3 protein-coding genes are annotated in these 7,948 nt (G+C 74.9%); all 3 read left to right on the top strand.

The features are described 5' to 3' along the window. The first annotated feature begins 4 nt into the window (after positions 1 to 4). The 3 genes from ACGFZ2_RS28150 to ACGFZ2_RS28140 all read left to right on the top strand — a co-directional run bounded on the left by ACGFZ2_RS28150 (position 5) and on the right by ACGFZ2_RS28140 (position 7,439). Positions 5 to 5,464: a type I polyketide synthase gene (locus ACGFZ2_RS28150; RefSeq protein WP_393458676.1), complete on the top strand. Its 5,460-nt coding sequence runs from the start codon at positions 5 to 7 to the stop codon at positions 5,462 to 5,464. Positions 5,465 to 5,550: 86 nt separating this feature from the next. Beyond that, the gene (locus tag ACGFZ2_RS28145; protein ID WP_393458643.1) at positions 5,551 to 6,603 is read left to right on the top strand and encodes an ABC transporter ATP-binding protein; all 1,053 of its coding nucleotides are present in this window, start codon (positions 5,551 to 5,553) and stop codon (positions 6,601 to 6,603) included. Then, positions 6,600 to 7,439 carry an ABC transporter permease gene (locus ACGFZ2_RS28140; RefSeq protein ID WP_350711463.1) on the top strand — a complete coding sequence of 280 codons (840 nt, stop codon included), beginning with the start codon at positions 6,600 to 6,602 and terminating at the stop codon, positions 7,437 to 7,439. The genes ACGFZ2_RS28145 and ACGFZ2_RS28140 overlap by 4 nt, the downstream gene beginning before the upstream one ends. Positions 7,440 to 7,948 lie beyond the last annotated feature (509 nt).

Below are 7,948 nucleotides of genomic sequence, written 5' to 3'. Positions count from 1 at the left end.
GAGTGTGTCACTGGACGAGGTCGTCAACGCGCTGCGCGCGGCCCTGCTCGACAACCAGAAGCTCAAGCAGCAGAACCAGCAGCTCACCGCCGCGCTCAGCGAGCCGGTGGCGATCATCGGGATGAGCTGCCGGTTCCCCGGCGGGGTCGCCTCGCCCGAACAGCTGTGGGACCTTGTCGCCGCGGGGGCCGACGCGATGTCGGCGTTCCCCGACGACCGGGGCTGGAACCTGGGCGCGCTCTACGACACCGACCCCGACAGCCGGGGCACGTCGTACGTGCGGGAGGGCGGTTTCCTCTACTCCGCCGGGGACTTCGACCCCGCGTTCTTCGGCATCAGCCCCCGCGAGGCCCTGGCCATGGACCCGCAGCAGCGGCTGCTGCTGGAGACCGCCTGGGAGGCGTTCGAACGGGCCGGCATCGATCCGACCACGCTGCGTGGCGCGCCCACCGGCGTGTACGCGGCGACCAGCCAGGGCGACTACGCGGCGCTGCTCTCCGGGGTCGGCGGCGGAGTCGAGGGCTACCTCGGCACCGGCAGCGCCGCCGCCGTGGCCAGCGGCCGGATCTCGTACGCCCTGGGGCTGGAGGGGCCGGCGGTCACCGTGGACACCGCCTGCTCGTCGTCCCTGGTCGCGCTGCACCTCGCCTGCCAGGCGCTGCGGCTGGGGGAGTGCACCCTGGCGTTGGCCGGCGGGGTGTCGGTGATGGCCACCCCGACCGTCTTCGTTGAGTTCTCCCGGCAGCGCGGCCTGTCCACCGACGGCCGGTGCAAGTCGTTCGCCGCCGCCGCCGACGGCACCGGCTGGTCGGAGGGGGTCGGCATGCTGCTCGTCGAGCGGCTCTCCGACGCCCGCCGCAACGGCCACCCGGTCCTCGCCGTGGTGCGGGGCAGCGCGGTCAACCAGGACGGCGCGAGCAGCGGGCTGACCGCCCCGAACGGCCCCTCGCAACGGCGGGTGATCCGGCAGGCGCTGGCCAACGCCGGGCTGACCGCCGACCAGGTGGACGCGGTGGAGGCGCACGGCACCGGCACCACCCTCGGCGACCCGATCGAGGCGCAGGCGTTGCTGGCCACGTACGGGCAGGACCGCCCCGCGGACCGGCCGCTGTGGCTCGGCTCGATCAAGTCGAACATCGGCCACACCCAGGCCGCCGCCGGTGTCGCCGGCGTGATGAAGATGGTGCTCGCCATGCGGCACGGGGTGCTGCCGCCGACCCTGCACGTCGACGAGCCCACCCCCCACGTCGACTGGACCGCCGGGGCCGTGTCCCTGCTGACCGGGATGGAGTCCTGGCCGGCCACCGGGCAGCCGCGCCGGGCCGGGGTGTCCGCGTTCGGCATCAGCGGCACCAACGCGCACGTCATCATCGAGCAGGCCGCCGACGTGGACGCCGACACCGGCCGGCCCGCCGGCCCGCCCGCCCCGCCGGCACCGTGGATCGTCTCCGCCCGTTCCGCGCCGGCCCTGACCGGGCAGGCCCGCCGGTTGCTGGACCACCTGACCGCCCACCCCGACCTGGCCCCGGCCGACGTGGCGTACTCGCTGGTCACCACCCGGGCGACGTTGCCGCACCGGGCCGCGGTGACCGGCGACGACCGGGACGCCCTGCTGGCCGGCCTGCGCGCGGTCGCCGAGGACCGGCCCACCCCCGGCGTGGTACGCGGGGTGGCCCGCCCGGCCGGCAAGGTCGCCTTCCTCTTCACCGGTCAGGGCGCGCAGCGCCCCGGCATGGGTGCCGAGCTGCACCGCCGGTTCCCGGTCTTCGCGGCCGCCTTCGACGAGGTGGCCGGGGAGCTGGACCAGCATCTGAGCCGCCCGCTGCGGGAGGTGGTCTTCGCCCGCCCCGGCTCGCCCGAGGCGGAGCTGCTGGACGCCACCGAGTTCACCCAGCCGGCGCTGTTCGCGTACGAGGTGGCCGCCTACCGGCTGGTCACCGCGTGGGGCCTGCGCCCGCAGCACCTGCTCGGCCACTCGGTCGGCGGGTTGGCCGCCGCGTACGTCGCGGGTGTGCTGTCGCTGGCCGACGCGGCGGCCCTGGTGGCCGCCCGCGGCCGGCTGATGCAGGCCCTGCCGGCCGGCGGGGCGATGCTGGCGGTCCGGGCGTCCGAGGCCGAGGTGGCCCCGCTGCTCGGTGACCGGGTGGCGCTGGCCGCCGTGAACGGCCCGGCGTCGGTGGTGCTCTCCGGCGACGAGGACGCCGTGCTCGCGGCCGGCGAGCGGCTGGCCGCCCAGGGCCGGCGGATCCGCCGGCTGCGCGTCAGCCACGCGTTCCACTCCGCCCGGATGGACGCCATGCTGGCCGACTTCCGCGTCGTCGCGGAGAAGGTCACCTGGCATCCGCCGACCCTGCCGGTCGTCTCCGACCGCACCGGCGCCCTGCTGACCGCCGCCGAGGCCACCGACCCGGGCTACTGGGTCGAGCACGTCCGGGACACCGTCCGCTTCCACGACGCGGTCGTCACCCTCGCCGCCGCCGGGGCGGCGACCTTCCTGGAACTCGGCCCTGACGGGGCGCTGACCGCGATGGCCCGGGAGTGCCTGCCCGACGCCGAAGCGGCGGCCTTCGCGTCGGTCGGCCGCCGGGACCAGCCGGAGCCGGCCGGCCTGCTCGCGGCGATCGCCGCCGTCGACCTGCGGGGAGCCGGCGTCGACTGGCCGGCCCTGTTCGCCGGCACCGACGCCGCCCGGATCGAGCTGCCCACCTACGCCTTCCACCACGAGCGGTACTGGCCGGACCCGCCCGTGGTCGACCTCGGCCAGCCGGTCCCGGCGGGCGAGGACGACGAGTTCTGGGCCGCGGTGGAGGCCGAGCGGCCGGCCGCGCTGGCCGCCGTGCTCGGCCTGGACACCGACCGGCAGGAGGCGCTGACGGCGCTGCTGCCAGCCCTCACGGCCTACCGGGGTCATCGGCGACTCCGTTCCGAACTGGACGGTCTGCGGTACCGCACCGGCTGGGTCCGGGTCGACCCGCCGTCCGCCGGCGCCGCGCCGACCGGCCCCTGCCTGGTGGTCGCCGGGCCCGGTACCGACGCCGCGGCGGTGCTGGCCGCACTGCGGGCCGAGGGCCTGGACCCGGTGCTCGTGAGCGTGGGCGACGGCCCGGACGAGGTCGCCCGGGCCCTGCCCACCGGGGGCACCCCGTCGGTCGTGGTCTCGCTGCTGGCGGCGGGGGAGCCGGCCGGGGCGACCGGGACGGGCCCGCTGGCCGGCACCGCCGCGCTGGTCCGGGCCCTGGGCGCCGCGGGGAGCACCGTGCCGGTGTGGACCGTGACCCGGGGCGCCGTCGCCGTCGACGCGGACGACCCCGCGCCCGGCGTCGCCGGCGCGTACCTCTGGGGTCTGGGCCGGGTGCTGGCGTTGGAACAGCCGCGACTGTGGGGCGGCCTGGTCGACCTGCCGGCGGAGCCGGACGACGCCGCCCTCGCGACGCTCGCCCGCCTCGTCGCGGCCGAGGGCGACGAGGACCAGCTCGCGGTACGCCCCGGCGGGGTGTACGCGCGGCGGCTGTCCCGCGCCCCGGCCGGCCCCGCCGCCGAGGACTGGCGTCCCCGGGGCGCGGTCCTCGTGCACGGCGCGGCGGCGGTGCGCGTCCCGCACCTGCTGCGCTGGCTCGTCGACCGTGGTGCGACCCACCTCGTCCTCGCCGGGCCCGCGGCGCCCACCGGGCTGGACGTCGCCGTCACCGCCGTCGACGACCTCGGCCGGCTGCCCGAGGTGCTGGACCGGCTGGCCGCCGACGGCACCGGCGTCCGCACCGTTTTGCACGTCGTCGACTCCGACGGTGCCGGCGACCCGGTCTCGATGCTGGAACCGTCCGACCTGGCCGACTCCGTGGCCGCCCGCACCGCCGCCGTGGAACTGCTCGACCGGGCGTGCGGTGACCGGCCGATCGACGAGTTCGTTGTCTTTTCCTCCACCGCCGCCGTCTGGGGCGGCGGAGGCGCGGCGGTCGCCGCCGCCGGCGGCGCGGGGCTGGCGGCGCTGGCCGCGCGCCGCCGCGCCGCCGGCCGCCCGACCACCGTCGTCGCCTGGGTCCCCTGGGCGGACGAGGTCGCCGAGCCGGGGCAGCTGCGCCGCCGCGGAGTCCGCCCGCTCGCCACCGACGTGGCCGTGTCCGCCCTGCAACAGGCCCTGGAACAGGGCGACGACCAGGTCGCGCTCGCCGACCTCGACTGGTCCACGTTCGGGCCGACCTTTACCGCCGTACGGCCCAGTCCGCTGCTGCGCGGCGTGCCCGAAGCGGTCGAGGCGGACCGGGACGCCCGGCCGGGCGGCGAGGCGAGCGATCCGGCCCGGGTGCTGCGCGAGCGGTTGGCCGCCACCTCGGCCGGCGACCGGCACCGCATCCTGCTGGACCTGGTCCGGGCACGGGTGGCCACGGTGCTCGGCCACGCCTCGCCCGGGGCGGTCGAGGCCGACCGGGACTTCCTGGAACTCGGCTTCGACTCGCTGACCGCGCTGGAACTGCGGGACGCGCTGCGTCAGGAGACCGGGGCGGAGCTCTCCGCCACCCTGCTCTTCGACCACCCCACCCCGACGGCGCTGGCCCGCCACCTGCTCGGCCAACTCGTCGACGCGGACGAGGCCGGGGCCGCCCCGGACGCCGCCGCGGAGCCCGCCCCGGGGGGTGCCGGCGGTGGACTCCTCGGCGGGCTGTTCAACCAGCCCAAGGCGCGCGAGGACCCCGCCGGGTACGCCGAACTCCTGGTCAAGCTCGCCCAGTTCCGGCCCAGCTTCAGCGAGCCCGCGCAGCTCACCCGCCCGGCCGGCATCCTCCGGCTCGCCGAGGGCGGCGCCGGGGCGCCGCTGGTGTGCTGCTGCACCATGTCCCTGCTCTCCGGGGCCCACGAGTACGCCCGGCTCGCCTCCGGTTTCCGCGGCGTGCGGGACGTCTGGGCCCTGCCCAACCCGGGCTTCGGGGTGGGCGAGGAACTGCCCGCCGACCTCGACGCCCTGCTGCGGGTGCACGCCGACACGGTGTTGCGCACGGTCGGCCCCGGCCCGTTCGTGCTCGCCGGCCACTCCGGCGGTGCGATGGTGGCCAACCTGCTCGCCGGAGAGCTGGAACGCCAGGGCCGGTCGCCGGCCGCGGTCGTGCTGATGGACACCTACCCGGCCGACAGCGAGGTGCTCGGCGGGTGGGTGCCGCAGCTGCTCGACGGGATGATCGACCGGGACAGCGCGTACACGCCGATGGACGACTGGCGGACGACGGCCTGGGCCGGATACCTGCCGCTGTTCCTGGACTGGCAGCCCGCCCCGATGGCGGCGTCGACCCTGCTGGTCCGGGCCAGCGAGCCGCTGGGGGAGTGGGACGGCGAGGAGGACGGCTGGCGGTCCCGCTGGCCGTACCCGCACGAGGCGGTGGACGCGGCCGGTGACCACTTCAGCATGGTCGCCGACCGGGGGCCGGAGCTCGCCGGCACGGTGCAGCGGTGGTTGACCGGGCAGCGCCTCTGACGTTTCCGCCCCTGGCGTGCCCCTAGCGCCCCCTATCGGCGCACGTACATCTATCGGATCCACGAACAGGACGGGAGCATGACGACGTGGACGAGGCAGTGGTGGTCACGGAGCTGGTCAAGCAGTACCAGCCCAACATGCCGCCGGCGGTGGACGGACTGAGCTTCTCCGTCGCCGCGGGTGAGGTGTTCGGTCTGCTCGGGCCGAACGGCGCGGGCAAGACGACAACGATCGGGGTGCTGACCACACGGGTGCGGGCCTCCTCCGGCCGGGCCACCGTGTGCGGCGCGGACGTGATCGGCGCCCCGGCTGTCGCCCGACAGATGCTGGCGGTCGTGCCGCAGCGGGTGAACCTGGACCGGGCGCTGACCGTCCGGCAGAACCTGCTGTTCCACGCGGCGTACCACCGGGTGCCCCGGGCGGAGCGCATCCGCCGCGCCGACGAACTGCTGGAGCAGATGGGGCTCAAGGAGTACGCGAACTCCCGCACCGACTTCCTCTCCGGCGGCCTCGCCCAGCGCACCATGATCGCGCGCGCGCTGATGCACTCGCCCCGGGTGCTCTTCCTCGACGAGCCGTCCGGCGGCCTCGACCCGCAGTCCCGACTCTTCGTGCACGACCGGGTCGCCGAGTTGAAGCAGGCCGGGGTGACCGTGGTCGTCACCACCCACGACATGGACGAGGCGGAGAAGCTCTGCGACCGGGTCGGCATCATCGACCACGGCAAGCTGCTCACGCTGGACACGCCCGCCGCGCTGACCCGTACCCTGCCCGGCAGCAGCACGCTGACCCTCGTGGTGACCCCCGGTGCCCCCGCCGAGGAGGTGCGGTCCGCGCTGGGTGCCATCCCGGACGTGGAGCAGGTGGAACACTTCCAGGTGAAGAACCCCGCCCCCGCCGCGGCGCCGACGTTCCCCGGCATGCCGGCGATGCCGTTGCCCGCGCCGGCGGCGGAGGCGCCCGCTGATCCGCATGCCCCGCTCTCCTTCCGGGTCTACACCAGCACCCAGCCGGCCAACGCGATTCCGATGGCGATGAAGATCCTCGCCGACCTGGGTTGCGAGGTCCGGGACCTCAACATCGGCCAGCCCAGCCTGGAAGACGTCTTCATCCACCTGACCGGAAGGGAACTTCGGTGAGCGTCACCGCCCCCGCCACCCCGTCCGCGCCGTCGACGGCGGCGGCGCCGCCGCCGGTGCGCGCGATGGACCAGTTCGCCACGTTCCGCGCGGTGCTCTCGCGGGACCTGTTCGTCACCGGCCGGGAACTGGTGGGCTTCCTGCTCCAGGTCTTCATCCAGCCGCTGTTCATGCTGCTGATCTTCGGCAAGGTGCTCGGCGACCTGGGGTACGCCAGCGACGACTTCACCAACGTGCTGCTGCCCGGTGTCATCGCGCTGAACGCCTTCCTGATCGGGCTGGAGAACACCGCGCTGCCGATGGTGATGGACTTCTCCTTCACCCGCGAGATCGAGGACCGCCTCCTGTCGCCCATGGCGATCCCGCTGGTGGCCCTGGAGAAGATCGTCTTCGGCGGCATCCGCGGGCTGATCGCGGGCGTGGTGCTGATCCCGGTCGGCATGCTCATGCTCGACGTCACCTGGCCCTGGGCGGTGGTACTCAAGGTGATCGGGGTGCTGGCGGTCGGCGCGCTGGTCGGCGCGGCGGTGGGCCTGACCTTCGGCACCCTGGTCCCGACGCAGCACATCCAGATCATGTTCACCGTGGTGATGACCCCGCTGATGTTCACCGGCGCGACGCAGTTCCCGCTGCTCGGCCTGGACGGGCTGCGCTGGTACCAGGTGATCTGCTCGCTCAACCCGCTGACCTACATCAGCGAGGCGACCCGGTCGCTGGTCGCCCCGCCCGGGGTCGAGTCCGTGCCGCTCTGGCTCTGCATGACCGTCCTCGCGGGCGTCTTCGTGGTGTTCTCCGCGATCGGCATGCGCGGCTTCATGAAGCGCTCCATGGACTAGTTCGTCCTGTCCGCCGGCGATCCGGCGGCGGACCGTGAGGTTGTTCGAGACCTCCGGGTGAGGCGGGGCCTGTCGAAGGCCCGGCCCCGCCCGGAGGTCTTTTCGTGGCTCGATACATACCTGCCGGGGGCGGCGGGCCAGACGCCGTCGGTGGTGTCGGCCCCGTGGATCCGGTTCGGCGAGTGGGGTGGTGGGTGTCGTGGACGCTGTCGAGCTGCCCCGTCCGTAGGACCACCCGTCGCATCAGGCTCGGCCCCGCCTTCGGCGGCTGCGGCGGCACGGTGTGCCCCATCTGTGCGGGCAGTTCGACAGGGCCGTGTCACGCGTTACCCGCAAGTCCGGTTTCGAGGTGTGACCGGGGGCGTCGTCGGCGCGGGGTCGTGAGGGGGGTGTCCCTATGGGTTTCGTCAAGCGGTGATCGGCGGTGTGGGGCGGGGCTGGTAGGGGATCTTGTCGCGGAGCATGGCGAACAGGACGTCGCAGCGGCGTCGGGCGAGGCAGATGAGGGC

It is taken from the genome of Micromonospora sp. NPDC048063, assembly GCF_043202855.1.
Classification (GTDB): domain Bacteria; phylum Actinomycetota; class Actinomycetes; order Mycobacteriales; family Micromonosporaceae; genus Micromonospora.
This window is presented reverse-complemented; position numbering and strand designations above follow the sequence as displayed.